Genomic DNA, 24,680 nt, shown 5'->3' on the forward strand with positions numbered 1-24,680 from the left:
AAATGCACCGAGTTGCGAGGAATCCGCCCCATGAGCCTGTCCATCCGTTCCTTCTTCGATGCGGCCACTTCCACCTTCTCCCATGTGGTCGACGACGGCGCCGGGGCCTGCGCGGTGATCGACCCGGTGCTGGGCTTCGACATGCATTCCGGCCGCACCGATGCGCGTCCGGCCGAGGCCGTGGCCGCGCACATCGAGGCGCGGGGCCTGCAGATGCAGTGGCTGCTGGAGACGCATGCGCATGCGGACCACCTGTCCGGCGCGCCCTGGCTGCAGCAGCGCTTCGGCGGCACGCTGGCGATCGGCGCGGGCATCACCGCCGTGCAGCGCGAATTCCGCGGCATCTTCAATGCAGCCGACATGGCGGCGGACGGTTCGCAGTTCAACCGGCTGTTCGCCGACGGCGAGGCCTTCGCCATCGGCCGGCTGCAGGCGCAGGCGCTGCACGTGCCCGGCCACACGCCGGCCGACGTGGCCTACCGCATCGCCGACCCGGCCGGCGGCCCGGACGCGGTGTTCGTCGGCGACACGCTGTTCATGCCCGACCTGGGCACCGCCCGCTGCGACTTCCCGGGCGGCGATGCGCCCACGCTGTTCCGCTCGATCCGCCGGCTGCTCGCGCTGCCGCCGCAGACCCTGCTCTACCTCTGCCACGACTACCCGCCCGCGGGGCGGGAGGCCGCCTGCCGCACCACGGTCGCCGCACAGCGCGCGGGCAACATCCATGTGCGCGACGGCGTGCCCGAGGCCGACTTCGTCGCCCGCCGCCGGGCGCGCGACGCCACCCTGGCGCTGCCGGCACTGATGCTGCCGGCGGTGCAGGTCAACATGCGCGCGGGCCGCATGCCGCCGCCCGACGCCAACGGCACCGCCTACCTGAAGATCCCGGTCGACCGGCTGTGAGCCCCGCGCGCGCTACCGGCGCCAGTCGCGCGGCGGACGGCTGCTGAAGCCCTGCTGCAGCAGCGCCTTCTGCGCCACCTGCACGGCCTTGCGCTGGGCCGTCGCGCTCTGCCGCTGCGCCAGGCCGATCACCACCAGCGCGCCCTGGAAGGCGCCGTCGCTGTCGAACACCGGCACGGCCACCGACGCGATCTGCGGCACCCGCTCCTCGCGGGTGATGGCGAAGCCGTCGCGCGCAATGGCCGCCGCCTGGGGCGTGCTGCCGCCCGTGAAATAGCGCAGCACATGCGACGACGAGCCGCCGGCCGAGAGCTTGAGCCGCGCACCCACCTCCACATGGTGGCGCACCTCGTTGCTGCTGTTCTCGCGGTAGAGGCAGACGCGCTCGTCGCCGTCGCGCACGTAGAAGGCCACCGTCTCGCCGGTCTGCCGCATCACCTCCTGCAGCACCGGCTGCAGCCGCGTGCCGATGTCGAAGGTGCGCCGGTAGAGCATGCCCATGTGCAGCAGCGCCGGGCCGGGCGCGTAGGCGCCGTCGTCGAAGCGGTGGACCATGCGGGCGCGCACCAGCACGCCGAGCAGCCGCAGCAGCGTGGCCTTGTCCAGGCCCGTGCAGTCGGCCAGCTCGCGCAGCTTCAGGCGCAGCCGGTCTTCGGTGAAGCATTCGAGGATCGACAGGCCGCGCTCGAGCACGCCGGAGGGCGGCTGCGGCGCGCTGGGCGCCACCTCGGGAGCCGGCGCCTCGACGGGCGAGGCGGCGTCCGATGCGCGCCGCGCCGTCTTGCGGGCCGGGGCCGCGTCCGATGTCTTCTTCGAAGCAGGGGTAGATCTCATGGGAGCAGATTGTGTGCGATTGCCGCGTCGGGACCGACCCGGTTGACAGTGCGTCGCGCGCCCGCCTAGAATTTTGTTTATTGAACTGTATTTCAATCAATGAAATACAGCAAATCGACAAAGAGACATTCCTGCCCTCGTGCCAGCTTGGCCGAGAAGCCCACCCGCCTTCTGCATGACCGCGACCATCGACATTCCCGCCGCCCCGGCCACCGACGCGCTGGCCGAGATGCTGTCCGGCATCGTGGGTTCTGCCCACGTGCTGACGGCCGCCGCCGACAGGGCCCGCTACGAGGCCGAGTGGCGCCGCACCTACCCCGGCAGCGCGCGCGCCGTGGTGCGCCCGGCCAGCACCGATGAGGTGTCGCGCGTGGTCGCCGCCTGTGCGGCCGCAGGCGTGCCGATCGTGCCGCAGGGCGGCAACACCGGCCTGGTCGGCGGCTCCACGCCCGACGATTCGGGGACCGAAGTGGTGCTGAGCCTCGAGCGCATGCGCGCCGTGCGCCGCGCGGATCCGCTGGACAACACGCTCACGCTCGAGGCCGGCTGCACGGTGCTCGAGGCGCAGGCCGCAGCCGAGGCGGCGGGCCGCCTGTTCCCGCTCTCGCTGGCCTCCGAGGGCAGCGCCACGGTGGGCGGCGTGGTCTCGACCAATGCCGGCGGTGAACAGGTGCTGCGCTACGGCAACACGCGCGAGCTGGTGCTGGGCCTGGAAGTGGTGCTGGCCGACGGCCGCGTGCTCGACCTGCTGGGCGCGCTGCGCAAGGACAACACCGGCTACGACCTGAAGCAGCTCTTCATCGGCGGCGAAGGCACGCTGGGCATCGTGACGGCCGCCACCTTCAAGCTCTTTGCGCGGCCGCGCCAGGTGGTCACGGCCTGGGCCGCGGTGCGCGACCCGCAGGCCGCGGTGGAACTGCTGTCGCGCCTGACCGATGCGGTGGGCGAGCGCGTGACCGCCTTCGAGCTGATCGGCGAGGAGCCGCTGGGCCTGGTGCTGCGGCACGGCACGCCCGGCATGCGCGCGCCGCTGGACAGCGTGGCGCCCTGGTCGGTGCTGCTCGACGTGTCCGAGGTCTCCGCACACCTGGACCTGCGGCCCGTGGTGGAAGACGTGCTGGGCACGGCAATGGAAGACGGCCTGGTGCCCGATGCCGCACTCGCCGCTTCCGACAGCCAGGCCCACGCCTTCTGGGCGCTGCGCGAGCACATCCCCGAGGCCCAGCGGCTGGAAGGCCCGTCGATCAAGCACGACATCGCCGTTGCCATCTCGCGCATTCCCCAATTCATCGAGCAGGCCGGCGCAGCGCTGCAGCAGCTGATGCCCGGCATCCGCATCGTCTGCTTCGGCCATGTGGGCGACGGCAACCTGCACTACAACCAGGGCAAGCCCGCCGGCATGGCCGATGCCGAATTCCGCTCGCGCGAGGAGGCGGTGCACGGCGTCGTGCACGCCACCGCCGCGCGGCTGGGCGGCTCCATCTCCGCGGAGCACGGCATCGGGCGACAGAAGCAGGCGGCCTTCATGCACTACAAGAACCCGGTCGCGCTGGCCGCCATGGCGCGGATCAAGCGCGCGCTGGATCCGGCCAACACCTTCAATCCAGGCCGCATGCTGCCGCGCGCGCTGCTGGCCCCCCTCACCTTCCGCTGAACCACCAGGACCTCCATGCCCGTTTCCGTCTTCGACATGCAATCGCTCCAGCACCTCTGGGGCACCGATGAACTGCGCGCCATCTTCGGCGAGGAGAACCGCATCCAGAAGTGGCTCGACTTCGAAGCCGCGCTGGCGTCCGCGCAGGCCGAGCTGGGCCTCATCCCGGCCGCCGCCGCGAAGGAGATCGCGAGCAAGGCCAGGGTCGAGCACATCGACATCGCCGCGATGTCGGCCGAGATCCGGCGCATCAAGCATTCGCTGGTGCCCGCGTTGAAGCAATTGCAGGCCGCCTGCTCGAAGGAAAACGGCGAATGGGTGCACTACGGTGCCACCACGCAGGACGTGGTCGACACCGGCGTGGCCCTGCAGCTCAAGGAATTCCATGCGGTGGCGATGCGCGACCTGCAGGCCGTGGGCCGGGAACTCGCCCGCCTGGCCGTGGCCCACCGCGACACGCCCATGGCAGGCCGCACGCACGGCGTGCAGGCGCTGCCGATCACCTTCGGCCACAAGTGCGCCGTGTGGCTCGACGAACTCGGCCGCCACCACGAGCGGCTGGTGCAGGCCGCACCGCGCGTGCTGGTCGGCATGCTGGCCGGCGCCGTGGGCAGCCAGGCCTCGCTGGGCCCGAAGGCCATCGATCTCGAAGCGCTGATGCTGAAGAAGCTCGGCCTGGGCGTGCCCACGATCAGCTGGGCACCGGCGCGCGACCGCTTCACCGAATACACGGGCCTGCTCGCCATGCTGGGCAGCACGCTGTCGAAGATCGGCAACGAGCTCTTCAACATGCAGCGCAACGAGTTCGGCGAAGTCGAGGAAGGCTTCTCCGAAGGCAAGCTGGGCTCGTCCACCATGCCGCACAAGCGCAACCCGACCTCGGCCGAGAACCTGGCCGGCCTCTCGCGCCCGCTGCGCTACAACGCCGCGATGATGGTCGAGGGCATGGTGCAGGAGGGCGAGCGCGACGGCATCGCCTGGAAGATGGAATGGAAGGCGCTGCCCGAGTGCTGCCTGATCGCCGGCGCCATGCTGTTCCAGGCCAGGAACCTGCTCGCGGGCCTGAAGGTGAATGCCGACGCGATGGCCGCCAACCTCGACCGCATGCGCGGCTACCTGCTGTCGGAGCGCGTGATGCTGGAGCTGTCGGAGCGCGTCGGCAAGCAGACCGCGCACGAATGGATCTACGAAGCCTCGATGCACGGCATCACGCAGAAGCTGAGCTTCGCCGATGCGATGCGCCAGCACGCGGGCCTGGGCCAACTGCTCGCCGACGACGAGATCCGCGACATGACGGACCCCGCGGCCTACCTGGGCCAGTGCGGTGCTTCGGTGGACCGTGTCGTGGCTGCGCAGGCGGCCTGGCTCAGCTGAATTGCGCCCCCTGCGGGAGTGCATCTCCCGCTGCACGAACAAAGACAGGAGACATGACATGCAGCACACCATCGCCCCGATCCGCCGCCTGTGCGCCCTGGCACTGGCGGGCGCCAGCCTGCTGGCCCTGGCCGCACCCGCCGCCCGGGCCGCCTACCCCGAGCAGCCCGTCAAGCTCGTGGTGGGTTTTCCGCCCGGCGGCGGCGGCGACCTGTACGGCCGGCTGATCGCCAACGCCATGGGCAGGACGCTCGGGCAGAGCGTGATCGTCGACAACCGCGCCGGGGCCGGCGGCAACATCGCCGCCGACATCGTCGCCAAGGCCAAGCCCGATGGCTACACGATCCTGCTGGCCATGAGCGGCAACCTCGCGGTCTCGCCCGCCATGAAACCGCAGAGCCTTCCCTACAAGGTGCCCGACGACTTCGCCGCGATCGGGCTGATCCTGGAAGCGCCGCACGGCCTGTTCGTGAGCCAGGGTTCGCGCTTCAGAACGGCGCGCGAACTGCTCGATGCCGCGAAGACGCAGAAGCTGAGCTTCGCCTCCACCGGCACCGGCGGCGCCGCACACATCGGCATGGAAATGGTCAAGCAGAAGGCCGGCGTGGAGATGCTGCACGTGCCCTACAAGGGATCGGGTCCGGCCATCACCGACATGATGGGCGGCCAGGTCGACAGCTTCTTCGCCACTGCCTCGCCGCTGGTCGGCCAGGTGCGCCAGGGCCAGCTGCGGCTGCTCGCGATCACCGGCGAAAAGCGCAACCCGGCGATCCCCGAGGTGCCGACCTTCAAGGAGCTGGGCGTGGATGTGCCGGTGACGCAGTGGTACGGCCTGGTGGCGCCCGCGGGCACGCCGCAGGCAGTGGTGAAGCTGCTGTCCGAGCACCTCAGCCGCGCGCTGGCGACGCCCGAGGTGCGCGACGCCATCCGCAAGGACGCCGCCACCGAGCGCGACCTGCCGATGGAACGCTTCCGCAGCTTCATCGTCGACGACATCGCCCGCTACAAGGCGGCCATCACGCCTGCGCTGATGAAGGAGATCGCCCAGTGAATACCGTGACCTTCGACACCCTCGTCTCCGCCGCGCAGCTGGCCGAGGCACTGCGCAGCGCGCATCCGCCGCTGGTGCTGGACTGCAGCTTCGAGCTGACGAACCTCGGCGCCGGCCAGCAGGCCTATGACGCGGGCCACATCCCCGGCGCGTTCTACCTGCACCTCGAACACGCGCTCTCGGCCGAGAAGACCGGCCGCAACGGCCGCCATCCGCTGCCCGCGCGCGAAGCTTTCGCCCGCACCCTGGCCGCGATCGGCGTGGGCAACGACACCCAGGTGGTGGCCTACGACAACGCCGGCGGCATGTATGCGGCGCGCCTGTGGTGGATGCTGCGCTGGGCCGGGCACCGCGCGGTGGCCGTGCTCGACGGCGGCATCGCGGCCTGGAAAGCCGCGGGCCACGCGGTGTCGACCGAGGCGTCGCCGGCACGGCCGCGCGGCGATTTCGCGCTGCGCGAACCGCTGGTCACGACGCTGTCCTACGAAGAGGTGCGCGCCAACATCGAGAGCCGGCACAAGCTCGTGCTCGACGCCCGCGCCCCCGACCGCTTCCGCGGCGAGAACGAGACGATGGACCCGGTCGGCGGCCACATTCCGGGCGCGAGGAACCGCCTGTTCAAGGACAACCTGGACGCCGACGGCCGCTTCAAGCCCGCCCGCCAGCTGCGCGCCGAATTCGATGCCATCACCGGCGGCCGGCCCGCCGCGGAACTGGTGAACCAGTGCGGCTCCGGCGTGACCGCCTGCCACAACCTGCTGGCCATGGAAGTGGCGGGCCTGAAGGGCGCAGCGCTCTACCCCGGATCGTGGAGCGAGTGGAGCGCGCAGCCCGGCGCGCCGATCGCCACCGGCCCGGCCGGCTGACCAGAAGCTCCGCGGACCCGCGCATGCCCACCTTCCATCCGCACAGCGCCCACTGGGGCGTGTTCTCCGCCGCCTGGGACGGCCGCACGCTCACGGTGAAGCCGCATCCGGGCGATCCGGACCCGAACCCGCTGATCGACAATTTTCCCGATGCACTGCGCCACCGCGCGCGCGTGACCACGCCGATGGTGCGCAAGGGCTGGCTGGCGCGCGGCCCCGGGCCCGATCCGATGCGCGGCCGGGACGCGTACGTGGCCCTGCCGTGGGAGGAAGTGCTCGACCGGGTGGCCGCGGAACTGCGGCGCGTGAAGGAACGCCACGGTGCCAGCGCGGTCTTCGGCGGCTCCTACGGCTGGTCGAGCGCGGGGCGCTTCCACCATGCGCAGAGCCAGGTGCACCGCTTCCTCAACACCACGCTCGGCGGCTACGTGCGCTCGGTCAACAGCTACAGCGCCGGCGCCTCGGGCCCGATGCTGCCGCACATCCTCGGCTCGATGGAAGAGGTGGCGCGCCGCAACGTGACGTGGGAGCAGATCGTCGAACACACCGACGTGGTGCTGGCCTTCGGCGGCATGGCGCTGAAGAATTCGCGCATCGCCTCGGGCGGCATCAGCCGCCATGTCGAGCGCGGCGCCATGCGCGAGGCGGCGGCGCGCGGCTGCCGCTTCGTCTGCATCAGCCCGCTCAGGAGCGACCTGCCCGACGAGGCGCGGCTCGAGTGGCTCGCCGCCAGGCCCAACACCGACACGGCGCTGATGCTGGCGCTGGTGCACCAGATCGTCAGCGACGGTGCGCACGACCGCGAATTCATCGCCAGCCACTGCGACGGCTGGGCCGCGTTCGAGGACTACCTGATGGGCCGCAGCGACGGCGTGGCCAAGAACTGTGACTGGGCCGCACCGATCTGCGACCTGCCGGCACAGCAGCTCGTCGAGCTGGCCCGCTCGCTCGTGGGCAAGCGCTCGCTGGTGGTGGTGTCGCACTCGCTGCAGCGCGCCGAGCATGGCGAGCAGCCGGTCTGGATGGGCGCGGTGCTGGCCGCGGCGCTCGGCCAGCTGGGCCTGCCCGGCGGCGGCTACAACTACGCGCTGGGCACGCTCGCGCACTACGGCAAGCGCAACAACGCCGTGCCGGCGGCCGCGCTGCCCCAGGGCAGCAACGGCGTGAAAGAGTTCATTCCGGTCGCGCGCATCAGCGACATGCTGCTCAATCCGGGCCAGCCCTTCGACTACAACGGCCAGCGCCGGACCTATCCGCACATCCGCCTCGCGTACTGGGCAGGCGGCAATCCGTTCCACCACCACCAGGACCTCGCGCGCCTGGCCGAGGCCTTCCGCACCCTCGACACCTTCGTCGTGCACGAGATCGCCTGGACCGCGACCGCGCGCCATGCCGACATCGTGCTGCCCAGCACCATGACGCTGGAGCGCGAGGACATCGGCGCCACGGCCACCGACCCGATGGTGGTGGCCATGCACCGCATCGCCGAGCCCTGCGGCCTGGCGCGCGACGACTACGACATCTTCTGCGACCTGGCCGAACGGCTCGGCGCCCTCGAGGCCTTCAGCGAGGGCCGCACGACACGCGAATGGCTGGCGCACCTGTACGAGCGCACCCGCAGCGGGCTCGAGGCACTGGGCCTGGACGCACCGGACTTCGAGACCTTCTGGCAGCGCGGCGAACTCATGCTGCCGCAGCGGGACGACGACGGCGGCATGCTGCGCGCCTTCCGCAACGATCCCGCCGCCGCGCCGCTGCCCACGCCCAGCGGCAAGGTGCAGATCAGCTCGCCGGCGATCGCCGCCTTCGGCTATGCCGACTGCCCGGGCCATCCGGCCTGGCTTGCACCGAGGTTCGCGCCGACCGCCGAGCATCCGCTGTGGCTGGTTGCCAACCAGCCGCACACCAAGCTGCACAGCCAGCTCGACTTCGGCGCCCACAGCCAGGCCAGCAAGCGCCGCGGCCGCGAGGTCTGCACGCTGCATCCCACCGCCGCCGCGGCGCGCGGCATCCAGGAAGGCGACATCGTGCGGCTCTTCAACGAGATCGGCGCCTGCCTGGCCAGCGCGCACCTGTGTGCCGACATGCGCGAGGACGTGGTGCAGCTGCCCACCGGCGCCTGGTACGACCCGGCCACGGACGACCAGGGCCGCCCGATGTGCGCGCACGGCAACCCCAACGTGCTGACGCGCGACATCGGCACCTCGTCGCTCGCGCAAGGCTGCGCAGGCCAGCTCAGCACGGTGCAGATCGAACGCTACGACGGCGCGCTGCCGCCGATCCGCGCGTTCGAGCCGCCGGTGGCGGTCACATGCGCAGCATCTTCCCCGGATTCATGATTCCGGCGGGGTCCAGGGCCCGCTTGATGTCGCGCATCAGATCGATCGCCTCGCCATGCTCGACTTCGATCTGGCCAATGCGATGCAGCCCCACGCCATGCTCGCCGGTGCAGGTTCCGCCCATCCGTATCGCGCGCAGGGCAACACGCTCGGCCAGCGCCTCGGCCTTGGCGCGCGCCGCCCGGTCTGCGTCGTCGTAGATGATCCCGAGGTGGAAGTTGCCGTCGCCCACGTGCCCGACGATCGGTGCATAGAGCCCGCTTTCGCGGATGTCGGCCTCGGTCTCGGTGATGCAGTCGACCAGCGCCGAGATCGGCACGCAGGCATCGGTGCCCATCGAACTCCAGCCCGGATGCATCGCCAGGTTGGCGTGGTAGCACGAGTGGCGGGCCTTCCACAGGCGCGAGCGCTCCTCGGGCCGGTGGGCATAGCGGAACCCGCTGCCGCCGTTCTCGCTGGCAAGGCCCTGCACCATGTCCACCTGCTCGGCCACGGCCGCCTGGCTGCCGTGGAACTCGATGAACAGCGTGGGCCTTGCCTCGAATTCGTCGAGCTTCGAATAGCGGATGCATGCGTCCATCTGCACATCGTTGAGCAGCTCGATGCGCGCCACCGGGACACCCAGCTGCAGCGTGGCGATCACCGTGTCCATCGCGGCGCGGAGGCTGTCGAACTGGCAGACCGCCGCAACCACATGCTCCGGCAGGCCGAACAGGCGCAGCTGCACCTCGGTGAGGATGCCCAGGAGGCCTTCGCTGCCCACGTAGAGCCGGGTGAGGTCGAAACCCGACGCCGACTTGCGCGCGCGCGTGCCGGTGCGAACGATGCGGCCGTCGGGCGTCACCACCGTCAGCCCCATGACCGTTTCGCGCATGGTGCCGTAGCGCACGGCGGCCGTGCCCGACGCGCGCGTAGACGCCATGCCGCCCAGCGACGCGTTGGCGCCCGGGTCCACCGCGAAGAACAGGCCGCTGCTGCGCAGGTGTTCGTTGAGCTGCTCGCGCGTCACGCCGGCCTGGACGCGACAGTCCATCGAATCCGTCGAGACCTCCAGCACCCGGTCCATGCGCGAGAGGTCGATGCACACCCCGCCGTGGATCGCCGCCACGTGCCCCTCCATCGAGGTTCCGCTGCCGAAGGCGATGATCGGCACCTCGGCACGATGGCACAGCCGGGCCGCGGCGGCCACTTCCTCGTTCGCAAGGGGGAACAGCACGAGGTCCGGCTGCCCGGGGTCGGGCAGGCCCTCGCCGTGGCTGTGGTGCGCGCGCACCGCAGCCGATGTGACGGCACGCTCGCCGAAGATCGCCCGGAACTCGGGCAGGAGCAGTTCGACCGCTCGCGCGGTTTGTTCGAGGGATCGGTGGAAGGGCATCGTTGACGGGGGTGTGGGATGTTCAGGCGCCAAGGTAGGCGTCGCGCACATGGTCGTCGTGCAGCAATTGGGCGGCGCTGCCCTCCAGCGCGATGCGCCCGCCCTCCAGCACGTAGCCATGGTCGGCGACGCTGAGCGCGGCGAACGCGTTCTGCTCGACGATGACCACGGTGCGGCCGGCGCGCGCGATGCGGCGAATGTCCATGAACATCGCCGTGGTCAGCTTGGGCGACAACCCCATCGAAGGTTCGTCCAGAAGCAGCACGCGCGGTCCGGCCATCAGACCGCGGGCGATGGCCAGCATCTGCTGCTCGCCGCCCGAAAGCACCCCGCCCATCTCGCCGGACTTGCGCTTGAGCACCGGGAACAGCTCGTAGACCTCGTCCAGGGTCTCGGCCACGGCCGCCTTGTCGTGCCGGCGCACGTAGGCGCCGACGTCCAGGTTCTCCTTGACGCTGAGCGTGGAGAAGATACGCCGGCGCTGCGGAACACAGGCGATGCCGGAGGCCACGATCTGCTCCACCGATCGATCATGGATGCCGTGGCCGCAGTACTCCACGCGGCCGGCACTCGGCTTCAGGCGTCCCACGACCAGGTTGAGCGTGGTCGACTTGCCGGCGCCGTTGGCACCGATCACCGCGACGATCTGGCCGGGGTAGGCGCGGATCGACAGGTCGAACAGGATCTGGACCTTCCCGTAGAACACGTCGACGTGCGCGAGCTCGAGCTCCGGGCGCTCGGCCATCGCCGAAGCAGGCAGATCGGCTTGCATCATGGCTTTCCTCGCATGCGCGCCACCTCAGAACCTGACGGCCGAGCGCACGACCGGCTGGCCTCCCTTGATCTCGACGATGTTCACCTGCTTGTTGCAGTCGCCCGCCTTGTCGCACTTGTAGTCGGCCAGCAGGCCGCTGTAGTTCACGCTGGAGAATGCCGCGCGGATCTTCTCGACATCGGCCGACCTGGCCTCGTTGATCGCCTTGGCCGCGAGGATGGTCGCGTCGTAGTAGGTGGCGGACCACACGTCGGGCGCCATCCTGTACCTGGCTTCGTATTTCTTGACGAACGCCTGCACCGCGGGGTTTGGATCGGTGGGCACGAAATAGGACGCGCTCATCGAGCCCTCGGCCGCGCTGCCCGCGAGCTTGAGGAATGCGTCTTCGGAAAGCACGGCCCCCGCGAACTTGAAGGGCAGCCCGAACTGCCTGGCCTGGCGCAGGATCAATGCCGCATCGGTGTCGTGCGCCCACAGGATCACCAGCTCGGCGCCGGATTTCTGCAGCTTCGCGAGCTGGGCGGAATAGTCCTTGTCGCTCGGGTTGTGGCTTTCCACCGCCACGGGCTTCAGCCCCAGCGCGGCCATCTGCGCGACGACGCGCGCCTGGCCCGACTTGCCGAAGTCGTCGTTGGCATAGAACACCGCGGTCTTCTCGCCGGCCTTGAGTTCGTTGCGCGCATAGGCGATCAGCGCCCGGGCCTGCACGTCGTCGTCCGAGCGCGTGCGCACCACGTAGCTGCATCCGCTGTGCGTGATCGCCACCGACGTGCCGCCCGTGATGGACACCACCTTGCCGTTGCAGTAGGTCTTCTGCGTGGCCATCTGCGTGACCGAGTAGTGCGGGCCGATCATCACCGGCACCTTGCTGACCTGCATCAGCTTGTTGACGGCATTGATGGCGCCGTTCGGGTTGTCGCCCTGGTCGTCCTCGAACACCACTTCCAGCGGCTTGCCCAGCACGCCGCCCGCGGCGTTGATTTCGCTGACCGCGAGTTCCACGCCCTGCTTGAAGTTGCGCCCGACCAGGGCCTTGGGCCCGGTCTGGGGCAGCGACACGCCGATCAGCGCATCGGCCATGGCTGGAACGCACAGCACCAGCGCGGCGGCGCCGAGCCAGCCGGCGCGCGGGAACGGGATGGAAGATTTCTTCATGGCTTGTGTCTCCGGTGAGTTGCGCAACATGCGCCTTGTTGAAAACCGAGGGAGCGGAAAGATGGAGATGCCGGTCTCACGCCGGGGCCGGCTCGCGCGCCAGGGGAGCCGCCGGCTCCGGTGGAATGCGCTCGCCCAGGTAGGCCTCGATCACCGCCGGGGAGTCCATGACCTCCGCGGGGCGGCCGTCGGCGATCTTGTCGCCCAGGTTGAGCACGACCACCCGGTCGCACATGTTCATCACCAGCTTGATGCGGTGCTCGACCACCAGGATCGACATGCCTTGCGCGCGCAGGTGCTGGAGGATCTGCGAGAGTTCCAGGATGAGCCCGCCGCGCAGCCCGGCCGCGGGCTCGTCGAGCAACAGCAGCCTCGGCTTGTTCACGATGGCGCGCGCCATCTCGACCAGCCGGCTCTGGCCGAAGGACAGGTCGCCCCCGCGGCGGTGCGCAAGATGCGCGACGCCCATGCTGGCAAGGGCTTCCAGTGCGGCGGCACGGCTGCAGGCTTCGCGCGAGCCTGCCGGGTCGCGCGGCGCGCGATGGGCCACCATCACGTTCTCCAGCACCGTCATCGATTCCCACAGCCGGACATTCTGGAAGATGCGCGAGACGCCTCGGGCATGGATGGTCCATGGCGCGAGGTTGTCGATGCGGTCGCTGCCCAGCTGGATGGAACCTTCGACGCCCACCGTGCCCGAGCAGGCGTTGATCATGGTCGACTTGCCCGAGCCGTTGGGTCCGATGAGGCCCAGGATCTCGCCGCGCTGCAGGTCGAACGCCACCTCGTTCAGCGCCTTCACGCCGCCGAAGCTGCGCGATACGCCGCGCACCCTGAGCAGCGCCTCGCCGGCGCCGGGCGCCGGAACATGGGCACGCAGCGCCGATGCCGCGGCCGCCGCCGCAGCGCCGAGGTTGAGCGGCGCGGCGGGCGCCTCGCCCACGGGTTCGCGCTTGCCGGTCAGGAACGCGCCCAGCAGCCAGTCGCCGACCACGCCGAGACCGCGCGGCGCGAGCAGCAGGATCGCCACGACGCCGATGCCGAAGGCCGCGAGATAGTAGGTCTGCAGGCCGCGCAGCGCTTCGGGCAGGACCGTGATGACGACCGCGCCCAGGAAGGTGCCGGCAATCGAGCCCAGGCCGCCGAGCACCACCATCAGCATCATCTTGATGCTCTCGAAGACCGTGAAGTTGGCCGGCGCCGCAAAGCCCACGAGCAGCACATACAGGCCGCCCGCCAGTGCCGCCCACGCGCTGGACACCACGAAGGCGATGGTCTTCACGCGGCGCGAATCGACACCCATGGCTTCGGCGGCGATCTCGTCGTCGCGCACCGCGCGCATGTGGCGGCCCGTGCGCCCGCGATGGAACAGCACCGTGACGGCATAGGCCGCGAAGCACAGCGCCAGCAGCGGAAAGTACAGCTGCCGGTCGATGTTGTCGCCCAGCGCCGGAATGCTCAGGGTCGGGATGTCGCGCATGCCCATCGGGCCGCCGGTCAGCCATTCCTCGTTGAGCGCCACCATGCGGAAGATCTCGTTCAGCGCCAGCGTGACGATGGCCAGGTAGTGCCCCTTGATGCGCGTGCTCACCGCGCCCAGCAGCACCCCCACGGCCGCCGTGAGCAGCATGGCCGCCGGCAGCGCGAGGTACCACGGCAGCGAGAGCCGCATCATGAACAGCGCCGTCGCGTAGGCGCCGAAACCCACCAGCGCCGCCTGCCCGAGCACGATCTGTCCGGTGACGCCGGTGGCCACCTGCAGCCCCAGCGCGGCGATCGCGAAAATCCACGCGAGGTTGAGGACGTGCAGGTAGTAGCTGTTGAGGTCCAGCACGATCGGCAGCGCGAGCGCCGCGAGCACGGCGGTCCAGGCGGCGGGGCGCATCCAGGTCTGGGTCATGGCGGGCTCCTCAGGCACGGTCCGCATTGCGCTCGGGCAAGAGGCCCTGGGGACGCACGAGCAGGAACACCAGCAGCAGGCCGAATGCGATCGCATCCTTGTAGGTCGAGGAGATCGTGAAGGCGCCGACGTTCTCGGCCACGCCCAGCAGCACGCCGCCAAGGATCGCGCCCGGGACGCTGCCGAAGCCGCCGATGATCATCGCGACGAAGCCCTTCAGCCCCACCAGCGTGCCCATCTCGGTCGTCACGTAGAAGAGCGGCGCAAGCAGGATGCCGGCGAGCGCGGCCAGGACCGAAGAGAAGGCGAAGGTGCCGGCAAGGACGCGGTTGACCGGTATGCCCATGAGCAGCGCGGTCTCGCGGTCGAGCGCGGTGGCGCGCATCACCTTGCCGATGGTGGTGTAGCGCAGCACCAGGTACTGGAGCGCCATCACGGCGACGACGACCGCCATGATCGCGATCTGCTGCACGGGAACGCGCAGTCCGCCCAGGGCCACGACGCCGTCGCCGAAGGGGCTGGCGTACAGCAGCGGCTCGGGGCCGTAGATGATGCGGGCCATCTCCTTGAGGAAGATGCCGAATCCGACGGTCGCGATGATGGCGACCAGCGCCTTCTGGCGCTGCAGCCGTGCAAACACGAGGCGCGAGAACACCGCGCCCAGCACGGCCATGACCGCGGCGGTGAGCACCGCGGCGAGCCAGAACGGCAGCTGCAGGCTGGTGGTGAAGGTGGCGACGAAGACGAAGGCCGAGAACGTGAGGAACTCGCCGGCGGCGAAGTTGACGATCGCCATGGTGTTCCAGACGTAGGCGTAGCCGAGAGCGATCAGGGCGTAGATGCAGCCCATGGCAAGGCCGCTGACGATCACTTGTCCAAGCATTTCTTGTCTCCGGAAAAAAATTGCGCGCGGCGGGTTCCGCGCGTCAGAGGCTGTCGACCATGCGCTGCAGTGCCACCATGCCGGGGTCGTCCATGCCGATGGTCTTGTCCGCGAACATGCGCGCACGGCCGATGCGGTTGGGCTTGTCGCGGAACGCGTCGAGCGCGGCGCGCACTGCGTCGCTGGCGACGCGGCGGAGGTCGGCGCCTTCCGGCGACGCAGCCAGTGCGACATGAACGGCATGCAGGCCGTCGAGCACCGTCTTGTCGCCCAGGCTCGCACCGCCGCGCGCCGCGAGCGTGGCGACCACGTCGGCGAGCATGGCCGCGAGTTCCGCGCGATCGAGCGAGTCGATGCCCGCGCATCGCTTGGCACAGCTCATGAGCGCGACCGTCAGCAGCGTTCCGAAGCTCGACCCCGACGCCTTGGCGGTCGCCTGCGCGGTGCGCCTGAAGATGCCTTCCAGCGTCGCCGGCAACTCGGGCAGCGCCTGCTCCACCATCGTGGCGCACTTGTCGAGCGTCGCGCCCAGGTCGGCATCGCCCAGGCGGCCGTCGAGCGCGTTGAGTTCCGGGGCGGCGGCGTGCAGGCCCGCGCACCAGCGGGGCAGCGCGGCCGCGAGCGTGGCGGCGTCGAGCATCATCGGCGCACGCTCCAGAACGGGCAGTCCGCGGGCGCGGCCAGCAGCGCCTCCAGCTCCGGGTCGAGCTTCATCACGCTCAGCGATGCACCCGCCATTTCCATCGACGTGGCATAGCGTCCCACGAGCGGGCGCACGATCGTCACGCCGCGGCGCGCGAGCACGCCGGCCACGCGGCGGTACAGGATGTAGAGCTCCTCGGCGGGCGTCGCGCCCAGGCTGTTGACGAGCACGGCAACGCGATCGCCCTGCGCCAGCGCGAGCTCCGGCAGCACGTGCTCGAGCATCTCGTCGGCCAGCGCGTCGGCCGGCTTGAGCGGCCCGCGCCAGATGCCGGGCTCGCCATGGATGCCCATGCCGAATTCCACCTCCTGGTCGCCGATGGCGAAGGAAGCCTTGCCCGACTCCGGCACCACGCAGGGGCTGAGCGCGACGCCGATCGAGCGGCAGGCGTCGCCCGCCTTGCGCGCGAGTGCCGCCACCTCGTCCAGGGTCGCGCCGGCGGCCGCCTTGGCGCCGGCGGCCTTGTAGACCAGGACCAGGCCTGCGACGCCGCGGCGCTTCTCGTGCTGCGCAGCGGGCGCACTCGCCACGTCGTCGGCGACGCGCACCGACGCCACCGGCATGCCCTCGAGTGCGAGCATTTCGGCCGCCATGTCGAAGTTCATACGGTCGCCACCATAGTTGCCATAGAGCTGCAGCACGCCCGCGCCGCCATCGGCGGCGCGCATCGCCTCGATGCAGTCGTCCATGCGCGGGCCCGCGAACACGTTGCCCACGGCGCAGCTGTCGAGCAGGCCCTCGCCGACGTAGCCGAGGAACACCGGCAGGTGGCCCGAGCCGCCGCCGGTGACGATGCCGACCTTGCCGGGTACGGCGCCGCCGCGGCGCACGATCACGCGGCCGCCCTCGCCGCGGCGTTGCAGCTCGGGATGGGCCAGGCACAGGCCGTCGAGCATTTCGTCGACGTAGGCATGGGGGTCGTTGAGGATCTTTTTCACGGTGGTCTTCGTCTGTTCGGGGGCGTTGTCGTGCTGTCGCGGGCATGGCGCTGCCGACGCCGGCTTGCGCCCGGCGCCTGCATGCGCGGAGGTGCTCAGTCGGCCTTGAGGCGGCCGTCCCTGGTGGCCTGCGTGGCCAGTGCGTACTCGGCGTCGAGGATGCGGGCGAACTCCTGCGGCGTGCTGGACAGGGCGACGCTGCCGAGTTCGCGGGCGCTGTTCACCGTCTGCGGGTCCTTGACGGCCTGCGCCAGCGCCGCGGCGAGCTTGTCATGCACGTCCTTTGGCGTGCCGCTGGGCGCGAGGACCCCGACGTACGTGGTGCCATCGATCTCGCCGAAGCCGAGCTCCGCCACGGTCTGCACGCCGGGCAACGACGGGTCCTGCGCGGGACCCAGGACCGCGAGCGCCTGGAGCGAGCCACCCTTGATGTGCTGCAGCGAGCTGGTGACCTGGTCGAAATGCACATCGACCTGGCCGCCGATCAGGTCGACCAGCGCCGGACCCGAGCCCTTGTAGCTGACGATCGTGAACTTGGTCTTGAGCAGGTTCTCGAGCTGCAGCAGCGCGAGATGGTTGGGCGTGCCCGGCCCCGAGTGCGCCGCCGTCAGCTTGCCGTCGCCGGAACGCGCATAGGCCGCGAACTCCTTGAAGTTCCTGAAGCGCGTCTCGTTCTTGCGCGCGAGCAGAACCATCGAACTCTTGTTCACCAGGCCGAGCGGCGCGAAGCTCGACCGGCTGTAGCTGGTCTTGACCATCTCCGGGACCGTGACCACCACGCCGGCGCCGCAAAGCAGCAGCGTGTAGCCGTCGGGCGCCGCGCGGGCCACCTGCATGGCGCCGATCGAGCCGCCGGCACCGGCCCGGTTGTCGACCACGACCGACTGGCCCAGCACCTTGCCCAGCGCCACGGCCACGGTGCGCGCGACGATGTCCGTGTTGCCGCCCGGTGCGAAGGGAACCACGAGCGTGAGCGGCTTGCTGGGAAAGCCCTGCGCCCAGGCCGGCGCGCCGAGCACGCTGCCCGCCGCGGCGGCCGCGCCGAAATGGAGGATCTGCCGACGATCGATGTTCATTTTTTTCACCTGTCTCCGAGTGGATGGCGCCTTCAGGCGTCGAAGCGCAGCACGTCTTCCAGCGCCGTCTCGATGCGCGCGCGCTGGGCTGCGGTGGTCGGCGGCATCGGTGCGCGCGGCAGGCCGGCGTCACACCCTTGCAGCGTGATGGTCGTCTTCAGGTTGGCCGGCAGGTTGTCGCCGATCACGGCGTTCCAGAACGCGAGCATCGACTTGTGCATCTCCAGCGCCTTCACGTGGTCGCCGGCCTGCACGGTGTTCCACAGGGCCACGCACACGCCCGGCAAGGCGGCCGGGGTGGCGGCGATCGTGCCGTGCGCACCCAGCGCGAACGACGAGTACAGCAGGGCGTCGACGGCCGAGAAGACCTTGCAGCCCTTCGGAACGCCGAGCAGCAGGTCGGCCATCAGCTTGAGGTCGCCCTGGCTCTGCTTGATGCCCTGCACGCCGGGCAGCTCGTTCATGAGGCGGATCATCTGCGCCGGGTTCAGGTAGTTCCACGGCACGACGTTGTAGATGATCACGGGGATGTCGACCGCTTCGGTCAATGCCTTGAAGTGGCGGTGGGTCGCCTCCTCGTCGGGCTTGAACAGGTAGTGCACCGGCGTGACCTGCAGCGCCGCGACCGGCAGGTGCGAGATTGCCTTGGCGCGGTTGATCGCGTCCCGCGTGCTGTTGGAGATGATGCCGGCCACGATCGGCACCTGGCCGGCAACCTCCGCGGCGGTGATCTCCATGAGGCGGCTGAACTCGTCGATCGTCAGCGTGTGGCCTTCGCCGCTGCTGCCGCCCGGGCAGACGCCGTGCACCTTCTTGTCGAGATTGAAGCGAATGAGCTTGCGGAAGGCCGCCTCGTCGATGCTGCCATCGGCAGTGAAAGGCGTGACGAGCGGCGGAATGACGCCAGTGAGATCGAGACCCATGAAGAAAGCTCCGGTGTGCGGGGATGACAGCGAAAAGGCGGCGGGTGCCGCGCCATGGGACAACTATACACCGACTAACATGTTAGTCATGTGTTAGTGATAACCCTAGTCGTACGACAATGACAGGCCAACGCCCGCACCACGTACCATTGCTGCAATGACTCCCCCCGCCACCACCCGTTCAGCCCGCCCCAGACAGGCGGCTCAAGCAGGCGTCGAACACGCGCCCGTGACGCAGCGCAGCCGCGCCTACCAGGGCTTCCAGCAGCAGATCATCGACGCGCGCATCAGGCCGGGCCAGTTCGTTTCGCAGCGCGAGCTCATGGAACTGCTGGAGATGCCGCTGGCCGCCGTGCGCGAGCTGGTGCCGAGGCTGGAGGCGGCCGGCCTCATCAAGGCGGTGCCGCAGCGGGGCCTGCAGATCGCCAGCGTCGACATGAAGCTGATCCGCAATGCCTGGCAGGTGCGCGCCATGGTGGAGCGCGAAGCGGTGGTTCACTTTGCGCGCGTCGCCAGCGCCGAGACGATCGCAAGACTCATCGAAGCCCACGAGGCGATCCTGGAACGCGCGCTCAAGCCCCAGCCCGACGCGCAGCTCGAAAAAGACGCCCAGGCGGTGGACTGGGGCCTCCACGATCTGATGGTCGATTCGATCGGCAACGAGATCCTGTCGGAGATCTACCGGGTCAACAGCCTGCACGTGCGCCTGATCCGCTACGACGCCGATTCCATGCGCCCGGTCCAGGTCGTGCCGGCGATGCGGGAACACCTCCAGTTCCTGCACGCCCTCGCCGCCAAGGACGGCGAAGGCGCGCTCGCCCACATGATGGCCCACATCGAAGAGTCCAAGCACCGGGTGCTGACGGGCATGCTGCGCGTGGGCCAGTTGCCGGGATCGGTCTGACGATGCCCTGCCGTGGGCAGCGCAACCAGTGACTTTAGGCACTGTGGGAAATCCTGCCTTCCCTCTAGATTTGCGCGGGGCCGGATCTCGGCCCTTTCGCAAACAACGGGAAGATCGCATGAAGAAATCCACGGACAAGGCCTACCAGCAGCGCGCGTTTTCAAGACCGGCCATGGCCGCAGCGGCGGCAACGCTCCTGGCGCTTGCCGGCTGCCAGAACATGCCCGCGCTCGACATGCAGATGGGCAGCCAGTCCGCCAAGACCGTCGCGACCGGCAGCGCCGCGGGCTCGGCCACCTCCGGTGAGAGCAGCGCCCTCGAGCGCTGCGATTCGCCGCTGGGCACCGTCTCGCTGATCGAGAACGTCGATGCCGGCTGGTACACCGTGCTCACCGGCGAATACAAGCTGCCGCCCACGGCCAATCTGCTGCGCCTGCTGGTGCAGCAGTCGAACTGCTTCGTGGTGGTCGAGCGCGGCGCGGCCGGCATGAACGCGATGACGCGCGAGCGCGCGCTCATGCAGTCGGGCGAGATGCGCGGCGGCAGCAACTTCGGCCGCGGCCAGATGGTGGCGTCCGACTACGGCCTTTCGCCGGAAATCGTATTCAGCAACAACGACGCGGGCGGGCTCGGCGGCGCCATCGGCGGGCTGGTCGGCGGCGGCCGCGGCCGCGCCATCGCGAGCCTGGGCGCCAGCCTCCAGACCAAGGAAGCCGCGGCGCTGCTGACGCTCATCGACAACCGCTCGGGCGTGCAGGTCGCGGCATCGGAAGGCAGCGCCTCCAAGACCGACTTCGCGGGCTTCGGCGAGCTGAGCGGCCTGCGCGGCGCCGGCAACGTCGGCGGCTACACACGCACGCCGCAGGGCAAGCTGATCGCGGCGGCCTTCATGGACGCCTTCAACCAGATGGTGCGCTCGCTGCGCAGCTACAAGGCGCAGACGGTGCGCGGCCAGGGCCTGGGCGGCGGCGGCCGGCTCGGCGTGGATGGCGGCGCGGCGCCTTCGCAGACCTCGGCGCAGCCGGCATCATCGGGCCGCAGGAGAAAGTAGCCCGGCTCGCGGCGACGTCAGCGCGCCTTGCCGGCCTGCTCGGAGCCGCTGTCGGCCAGCAGCTCCGCGCTGCTCAGGCGCTGCGACGCGCGAATGATTTCCGGCGCGCCGGCCGTGCGGACCACGCGGCTGCTGCTCGTCAGCACCCGCTTCTTGGCCTGCTGCGCGCCTTCGGTCAGGCTGTAGTCGATGCGGTAGTCCCATGCCGCGATCGGCACCTTGCGGTTGCCGAGGCGCTCGATGCGCACTTCCGCCGCGCTGCGTTCGCCGGGCCTGAGTTCGATGGCCTGCGAGAAGCCCCGCCCGACACCGATGACCGCCCCGGCGTCGTCGTACAGCGTGACCAGCACTTCGACGATGGCCAGCGCCAGGGCGTCCTGGCGCGCGTTGGCAAGGCGGCCGAATAACCACACCTCGTCCGCCTGCTGCACCAGACGCACGCGCGTGAACTGCAGCGGCGGCCCCTCGGTCGTCCAGAACGGCGTCGACAGCGCGCCGGCCTGCAACTCGTAGCGCGTGACGGGCTGGTCGCCCGGCAGCTGGATCAGCACCGGCGCCATCTCGCCGGGCATCAGCGTGCCGATCGGCACCGATTCGCTGTGCTCGCCGATGCGGCTGTCGCGGTCGTAGAAGATCGCCTTGACCTTCGGCCGCTCGATCGCGGTGCCGCTCTCGTTGCGCGCCGTCACCAGCAGCCAGGGCTGCGCCGAACTGCCGCTGCCCGCCAGCACCTGGCGTGCCTCGAGCCTGAGGCCCTCGCTCGGGATCGTGCGCGGCGCCATCGAGGCGCGCTCCGGCTGGTTGCGGTCCACGACATAGGCCATGACGCCGAAGACACCGGTGACCAGCACCACGACCGCCGCGATGGCAAGGCCCATCGACCGAGCCGCGCTGCGGCCGCGTGCCGACTGTTCAACCGCCAGCCTTCGTCCGGCTTCGTCCTTGACCTGCTCGAGCACACGCTCCAGCCGGTCGGAGACGTTGTCCTCGACGATCGACACCGAGCCGCAATGCGCGCAGGCGTACTGGTTGAGCCCCGAGCGCTGGAGCATGCCGCTGCCGCATTCACCGCACTTGAGCGTTTGCAGGTTGATGGTCAAAGAGATGTCCTCGGTGGCGATGGCAACGCGGTCCCGCGCGCATCTTAGCGAGGAAGCTGCGCGCATCAGGTATGCCGCCGCGACATATCTCCAAGTGCCCGGGCCGGATAGCGAATCGCCGCCCGAGTGGCGATAGTCCTACCGCCGGAGCCCGACCCAGGACAGCCACGGCGCTTCAAGAAAGATGGAGACAAACGAATGGACATGCGCGCTCGCGCCTGCCTTGCGGCGGGCCTCCCGACAGCTTCAGTGCAGCTCGGCCTCGCTCACGTCGGGCGCGACCGAGGCCACGCCGCGCGCGCGCCCGTTCGAATGCGCGATGGCATCGAGCAGCGCGCGGTTGTCGCTGCCGTCGCAGGTGGCCTGCACGATCACGTTGCGCTCGAAGCCCAGCCGGTCGCGCAGGGCGAAGAGCTGATCCTTCGAAGCGTCACAGGGCGTGTACTTGCGCTCGGGCGCGTCGGGAAACACGGCCGCCTGGCCGAAGACGTGGCAGTGCGCGTCCACCGCGCCGGGCGGCGGCGTGAAGCGCGGCTTCGACGGGTTCGGGTGGAAGCACAGCCAGTTCTCGTCCATGGTTTGCATGGCGCTCATCTTGCGCAGATCGCGGTCCGCGAGCGAGCGCCCAAGCGCGCTAGCAGCTAGCGCATTTCGGTATGGCTCTGCACCTGCGCGGCGGCCAGGTACATGGCCGTGGTCCCCACCGAGGCGTGCCCAAGGTTGTTCTGCACGACCTGGATCGGCACCGGCACCTGCCCTTCCCTGCCCCGCAGCGCGTGGGATCCATGCGAGTGTCGAAGCCAGTGAGTGCTCGCTTTCTTGAGCTGCTGCGCTTCGGCGCCACGCAGGCCGGCTGCGGCCTGGGCGACAAAGGCCTTGATCGCCTGGTACAGGCCCGAGGCCGACCACGCGGCCGGACGGCGCAGTTCGGCATCGAAGCGCGCGAGCACATGGATGCCGCGGTTGCTCACGGCGCCGACCTGCCGCTCGAAGCCGTGGCGCGCGAGTTCGTCCTCCAGTTCGGCCACCAGCGCCGGCGGCACCGGCACCCGGCGGCAGCGACCGCCCTTGCCGGCCACCGCCAGCTGCCAGCCGGTGGCCAGCGCGCCGTCGGCGCTGCGGTATTCGACCTGTTCCAGATCCTCGCACTTGGCGCTGGTGATCTCGGCCAGCCGCAGGCCGGTGGCATAGAGCCAGCGCATGCCGCGCCGCAGCCGGCGCCTGGCTTCGGTGTCGGCGTGCGCCTGAAGCAGCGCATCGACATGGTCCCACTGCGCGAAGCTCAGCGCCCGGCTGGAGTCCAGCGGCTGCTGCAGGCTCGCGGGCGGCGCCAGGGTGGCAAAGGGGTTGCCCACGAGGTAGTTCTGGTTCACCAGGAAGGCATGCAGGCTGCGCAGGATCGCGATGGCCTGGCGCAGCGCCGAGGGCGCGAGCGGCCCTTCCATCGGCCGCCACAGCGGCGACCAGCGCTGGTGATGGCGCGCGCCGCACCAGTGGGCGGGCGGATCGAGCAGGAAGTCGCGGTAGTCGATCGCATCCTCGACGGTGAGCGACGACAGCGCCTTCCCGCGCTCCAGCACGGCCCAGAGCAGCAGGCGCTCGGCCTCCTTGCGGTAGGCGCGCTGGGTGGCCGACAGGTCGGCCGTGGCATCGCCCGCGCGCTTCGCGCTGAGCCAGGCCCCCACGGCCTCGTGGTCGTTGGCGGCCATCAGAAGGCACTGCCCGTGCGGCGCGCGGTTGGTGCCTGCGCTGCCGTCGAGCCCGGCGGGGAGCACGAACTTTTCATAAGGCACGAGCGCGGTGCCGCCCGGCACCACGGCGGCCAGCGCCAGCGGGGCGAGCTGCGCCCGGGGCGTCATCGCGTGGGCGCCGATGCGCAGTCCCAGCACCTGTTCATTGGCGCGCAGCCAGTCGAGGATGCGCGCCGCCTTCAGTTCGCCCACGCCCGGCACATGCACCCACCAGCGCGACCCGATACCGTTGATGCGCTCGACCAGTGCTTGAAGCGTGCGCAGGCCGGCGCGTTCCAGGCGGCTCGCCACCGAGGGATTGAGCCATGACGACACGCTGTCCAGCGGCCGCGGGTCCTGGGCGACCAGGTTCTCGAGCCAGCGCAGCGCTTCGAGCTGGCGCTCGACCACGCGCGCCCGCCGCGAGGGCCGGGCGCCCTGCCCTGACTTGCCCGCGGCCGGATAGGCGGCCTCGTAGGCCTCGACCTGCTCGGATTCGGAGAAATCCTCCAGGCCGTTCGCCATGGCGAACTCGGCCAGGCTCGGCAGCGCCGGGGCCGCGGAAAAGCGGTCCGCATCGAGCAGGATCAGGCGGGCCGTGCCTGGCTTGTGCTCGCGCCGCGCCGCCGCCGCGAATTCGTCGCGGATCCAGGCGATGGTGCGGCGCACGGTCCGCAGGTCGGTGTGCTCGCCTTCCAGCCGCAGGTAGCGGTCCCAGCTGGCCCGTTCGTCGAGCCCCTGGGCCAGCGCCCGCATGAACGCGAAGTGTCCGCGGTGCAGCTTGCGCGGAATCAGGGCCTTCATGAGGCCGATGTCGGGTTCCGCTCGCTGGCCGGCTGCCAGAACTTCCACCACGGGCGCGGCGCCGGCGCGGGATCCTCCGGCAACTGCTGCAGCTGGCTCACGCGCGTGCGCCGCCGCTGCTCGACCTCGAGCGCATGCGCGATGCCGAAGGCCTCGCGGTCGCCGCGGCCCGCAAGGGCCCGCCAGTTCGACGCCAGACGCGCGAGCTCGTCGTCATCGATGTGGGACAGTTGGGAGGGTGTGGGAACGGCAGGCATGTCTGTCGCACTCATGCGGCGGTCCATCTCGCCGGTATGGCGGGATGGACCATGGCCCTGGCGGATGCCGGCCGGCCGGCTGGTA

21 protein-coding genes and 1 pseudogene are annotated in these 24,680 nt (G+C 70.1%); 8 read left to right on the plus strand and 14 right to left on the minus strand.

What is annotated here, in order from left to right; genetic code table 11:
- The first annotated feature begins 30 nt into the window (after positions 1-30).
- On the plus strand, positions 31-903 hold the full coding sequence (locus tag FB547_RS28150) for an MBL fold metallo-hydrolase (protein WP_145746926.1): 873 nt from the start codon (positions 31-33) through the stop codon (positions 901-903).
- A gap of 12 nt (positions 904-915) precedes the next feature.
- Here the strand turns inward: FB547_RS28150 and FB547_RS28155 are convergent, their stop codons facing one another.
- A complete protein-coding gene (locus tag FB547_RS28155; RefSeq protein ID WP_261380431.1) occupies positions 916-1,737 on the minus strand; it encodes an IclR family transcriptional regulator in 822 nt (273 codons plus the stop codon).
- A 175-nt stretch (positions 1,738-1,912) separates the two neighbouring features.
- On the opposite strand from FB547_RS28155, the gene FB547_RS28160 reads away from it, so the two are divergent.
- Genes FB547_RS28160 through FB547_RS28180 form a run of 5 tightly spaced genes read left to right on the plus strand, consistent with a single transcriptional unit; the run spans position 1,913 to position 9,021 of the window.
- Positions 1,913-3,391, plus strand: a complete 1,479-nt coding sequence (locus FB547_RS28160; RefSeq protein WP_186454270.1) for an FAD-binding oxidoreductase — start codon at positions 1,913-1,915, stop codon at positions 3,389-3,391.
- A gap of 15 nt (positions 3,392-3,406) precedes the next feature.
- Positions 3,407-4,765: an adenylosuccinate lyase gene (purB, locus tag FB547_RS28165; RefSeq protein WP_145746927.1), complete on the plus strand. Its 1,359-nt coding sequence runs from the start codon at positions 3,407-3,409 to the stop codon at positions 4,763-4,765.
- Between the two features lie 58 nt (positions 4,766-4,823).
- Positions 4,824-5,816, plus strand: a complete 993-nt coding sequence (locus FB547_RS28170) for a Bug family tripartite tricarboxylate transporter substrate binding protein (protein WP_145746928.1) — start codon at positions 4,824-4,826, stop codon at positions 5,814-5,816.
- Positions 5,813-6,682: a sulfurtransferase gene (locus FB547_RS28175; RefSeq protein WP_145746929.1), complete on the plus strand. Its 870-nt coding sequence runs from the start codon at positions 5,813-5,815 to the stop codon at positions 6,680-6,682. The genes FB547_RS28170 and FB547_RS28175 overlap by 4 nt, the downstream gene beginning before the upstream one ends.
- A gap of 23 nt (positions 6,683-6,705) precedes the next feature.
- Positions 6,706-9,021, plus strand: coding sequence for a molybdopterin-dependent oxidoreductase (locus tag FB547_RS28180; RefSeq protein ID WP_145746930.1), 2,316 nt, complete (start codon positions 6,706-6,708; stop codon positions 9,019-9,021).
- On the opposite strand, the gene FB547_RS28185 is transcribed toward FB547_RS28180, so the two are convergent.
- The 9 genes from FB547_RS28185 to FB547_RS28225 all read right to left on the minus strand — a co-directional run bounded on the left by FB547_RS28185 (position 8,990) and on the right by FB547_RS28225 (position 18,749).
- Complete coding sequence (locus tag FB547_RS28185; protein WP_145746931.1) at positions 8,990-10,396, minus strand: FAD-binding oxidoreductase; 1,407 nt, start codon at positions 10,394-10,396, stop codon at positions 8,990-8,992. The genes FB547_RS28180 and FB547_RS28185 overlap by 32 nt on opposite strands.
- Positions 10,397-10,418: 22 nt before the next feature.
- Entirely contained in the window at positions 10,419-11,171 is a 753-nt protein-coding gene (locus FB547_RS28190) for an ABC transporter ATP-binding protein (protein WP_145746932.1), read from the minus strand.
- A gap of 24 nt (positions 11,172-11,195) precedes the next feature.
- Positions 11,196-12,326, minus strand: a complete 1,131-nt coding sequence (locus tag FB547_RS28195) for an ABC transporter substrate-binding protein (protein WP_186454271.1) — start codon at positions 12,324-12,326, stop codon at positions 11,196-11,198.
- Positions 12,327-12,402: 76 nt separating this feature from the next.
- Positions 12,403-14,226, minus strand: a complete 1,824-nt coding sequence (locus FB547_RS28200; RefSeq protein ID WP_186454272.1) for an ABC transporter permease subunit — start codon at positions 14,224-14,226, stop codon at positions 12,403-12,405.
- Between the two features lie 10 nt (positions 14,227-14,236).
- Positions 14,237-15,109 carry a branched-chain amino acid ABC transporter permease gene (locus FB547_RS28205; protein ID WP_145746935.1) on the minus strand — a complete coding sequence of 291 codons (873 nt, stop codon included), beginning with the start codon at positions 15,107-15,109 and terminating at the stop codon, positions 14,237-14,239.
- 43 nt (positions 15,110-15,152) lie between these two features.
- Positions 15,153-15,752: a dihydroxyacetone kinase subunit L gene (locus FB547_RS28210; protein WP_145746936.1), complete on the minus strand. Its 600-nt coding sequence runs from the start codon at positions 15,750-15,752 to the stop codon at positions 15,153-15,155.
- A complete protein-coding gene (locus FB547_RS28215) occupies positions 15,749-16,750 on the minus strand; it encodes a dihydroxyacetone kinase subunit DhaK (protein ID WP_145746937.1) in 1,002 nt (333 codons plus the stop codon). Before FB547_RS28215 ends, FB547_RS28210 begins: the two co-directional genes overlap by 4 nt.
- Positions 16,751-16,845: 95 nt before the next feature.
- Positions 16,846-17,826 (minus strand): Bug family tripartite tricarboxylate transporter substrate binding protein, encoded by a 981-nt coding sequence (locus FB547_RS28220; protein ID WP_145746938.1) that lies wholly within the window; start codon positions 17,824-17,826, stop codon positions 16,846-16,848.
- A gap of 32 nt (positions 17,827-17,858) precedes the next feature.
- On the minus strand, positions 17,859-18,749 hold the full coding sequence (locus FB547_RS28225) for a dihydrodipicolinate synthase family protein (protein ID WP_145746939.1): 891 nt from the start codon (positions 18,747-18,749) through the stop codon (positions 17,859-17,861).
- A gap of 229 nt (positions 18,750-18,978) precedes the next feature.
- Between FB547_RS28225 and FB547_RS28230 the strand changes: the two genes are divergently transcribed.
- The gene (locus FB547_RS28230; protein WP_261380432.1) at positions 18,979-19,653 is read left to right on the plus strand and encodes a GntR family transcriptional regulator; all 675 of its coding nucleotides are present in this window, start codon (positions 18,979-18,981) and stop codon (positions 19,651-19,653) included.
- Between the two features lie 118 nt (positions 19,654-19,771).
- Complete coding sequence (locus tag FB547_RS28235) at positions 19,772-20,704, plus strand: CsgG/HfaB family protein (protein WP_145746941.1); 933 nt, start codon at positions 19,772-19,774, stop codon at positions 20,702-20,704.
- Between the two features lie 17 nt (positions 20,705-20,721).
- Here the strand turns inward: FB547_RS28235 and FB547_RS28240 are convergent, their stop codons facing one another.
- The 4 genes and pseudogenes from FB547_RS28240 to FB547_RS28255 all read right to left on the minus strand — a co-directional run bounded on the left by FB547_RS28240 (position 20,722) and on the right by FB547_RS28255 (position 24,610).
- Positions 20,722-21,804 (minus strand): hypothetical protein, encoded by a 1,083-nt coding sequence (locus tag FB547_RS28240; protein ID WP_145746942.1) that lies wholly within the window; start codon positions 21,802-21,804, stop codon positions 20,722-20,724.
- Between the two features lie 252 nt (positions 21,805-22,056).
- A pseudogene (locus tag FB547_RS28245) lies at positions 22,057-22,389 on the minus strand (amidohydrolase family protein); the annotation flags it as partial.
- Between the two features lie 56 nt (positions 22,390-22,445).
- Positions 22,446-24,338, minus strand: a complete 1,893-nt coding sequence (locus FB547_RS28250) for a phage integrase family protein (RefSeq protein ID WP_145746943.1) — start codon at positions 24,336-24,338, stop codon at positions 22,446-22,448.
- Complete coding sequence (locus FB547_RS28255; protein WP_145746944.1) at positions 24,335-24,610, minus strand: hypothetical protein; 276 nt, start codon at positions 24,608-24,610, stop codon at positions 24,335-24,337. Before FB547_RS28255 ends, FB547_RS28250 begins: the two co-directional genes overlap by 4 nt.
- Between the last annotated feature and the right edge of the window lie 70 nt (positions 24,611-24,680).

The sequence above is a fragment of the Variovorax beijingensis genome, assembly GCF_007828835.1.
GTDB classification, from domain to species: domain Bacteria; phylum Pseudomonadota; class Gammaproteobacteria; order Burkholderiales; family Burkholderiaceae_C; genus Variovorax; species Variovorax beijingensis_A.

Bases quoted from the DNA above. Each gene is read 5' to 3' on its own strand.
- FB547_RS28255 (WP_145746944.1), bottom strand. From the start codon at position 24,610: ATGAGTGCGACAGACATGCCTGCCGTTCCCACACCCTCCCAACTGTCC.
- FB547_RS28150 (WP_145746926.1), top strand. From the start codon at position 31: ATGAGCCTGTCCATCCGTTCCTTCTTCGATGCGGCCACTTCCACCTTC.
- FB547_RS28225 (WP_145746939.1), bottom strand. From the start codon at position 18,749: ATGGGTCTCGATCTCACTGGCGTCATTCCGCCGCTCGTCACGCCTTTC.
- FB547_RS28180 (WP_145746930.1), top strand. From the start codon at position 6,706: ATGCCCACCTTCCATCCGCACAGCGCCCACTGGGGCGTGTTCTCCGCC.
- FB547_RS28205 (WP_145746935.1), bottom strand. From the start codon at position 15,109: ATGCTTGGACAAGTGATCGTCAGCGGCCTTGCCATGGGCTGCATCTAC.
- purB (WP_145746927.1), top strand. From the start codon at position 3,407: ATGCCCGTTTCCGTCTTCGACATGCAATCGCTCCAGCACCTCTGGGGC.
- FB547_RS28210 (WP_145746936.1), bottom strand. From the start codon at position 15,752: ATGATGCTCGACGCCGCCACGCTCGCGGCCGCGCTGCCCCGCTGGTGC.
- FB547_RS28235 (WP_145746941.1), top strand. From the start codon at position 19,772: ATGAAGAAATCCACGGACAAGGCCTACCAGCAGCGCGCGTTTTCAAGA.
- FB547_RS28220 (WP_145746938.1), bottom strand. From the start codon at position 17,826: ATGAACATCGATCGTCGGCAGATCCTCCATTTCGGCGCGGCCGCCGCG.
- FB547_RS28250 (WP_145746943.1), bottom strand. From the start codon at position 24,338: ATGAAGGCCCTGATTCCGCGCAAGCTGCACCGCGGACACTTCGCGTTC.
- FB547_RS28200 (WP_186454272.1), bottom strand. From the start codon at position 14,226: ATGACCCAGACCTGGATGCGCCCCGCCGCCTGGACCGCCGTGCTCGCG.
- FB547_RS28155 (WP_261380431.1), bottom strand. From the start codon at position 1,737: ATGAGATCTACCCCTGCTTCGAAGAAGACATCGGACGCGGCCCCGGCC.
- FB547_RS28185 (WP_145746931.1), bottom strand. From the start codon at position 10,396: ATGCCCTTCCACCGATCCCTCGAACAAACCGCGCGAGCGGTCGAACTG.
- FB547_RS28160 (WP_186454270.1), top strand. From the start codon at position 1,913: ATGACCGCGACCATCGACATTCCCGCCGCCCCGGCCACCGACGCGCTG.
- FB547_RS28170 (WP_145746928.1), top strand. From the start codon at position 4,824: ATGCAGCACACCATCGCCCCGATCCGCCGCCTGTGCGCCCTGGCACTG.
- FB547_RS28195 (WP_186454271.1), bottom strand. From the start codon at position 12,326: ATGAAGAAATCTTCCATCCCGTTCCCGCGCGCCGGCTGGCTCGGCGCC.
- FB547_RS28190 (WP_145746932.1), bottom strand. From the start codon at position 11,171: ATGATGCAAGCCGATCTGCCTGCTTCGGCGATGGCCGAGCGCCCGGAG.